We start from the raw sequence: 439 nt of genomic DNA on the forward strand, positions 1-439 counted from the left end.
CTTCGAGCCGCCCTTCATGGCGCTGACCGGCGACATCCATTCCGGCCTCCTCCTGTTCGATGAGCCGGGCATGCTCTCGATCGGCCTCGGCGTCATGCCGGTCGACGCCGTCGCCGCGCGCAAGACGGGCGCCGGCGGTGCGCGCTCGATCGCCTTCCCCGGCCTCCGCACCCTGTTCAAGTTCGTCAAGTCGGGCGGGGCGGTCATGTCCTTCTGGGAGACCGATCCGCCCGGACCGGATTTCCGCGCCGCCGGGGCCGGCCGCTGCCGGCACAAGGGCACGCGCCGCATTCCCGACGGGGAGACGGTGGTGATCGACGGCCGGTCGGAGACGTTCGTGATCGAGCATCTCGACATCGATGCCGTCTACCTGCAGGCGGTGATCCGCGCCGAGCCCGGCTCGCTCGTGCTCGAATATGACAGCGATACCCACGAATAT

1 protein-coding gene is annotated in these 439 nt (G+C 69.0%); it reads left to right on the forward strand.

The features are described 5' to 3' along the window. Positions 1-16: 16 nt before the first annotated feature. On the forward strand, positions 17-439 hold a 423-nt coding region (locus tag AC2JF9_RS09455; protein WP_500727264.1), incomplete at its 3' end, for a hypothetical protein.

This window comes from Lactobacillus sp. C449L (assembly GCF_059900815.1).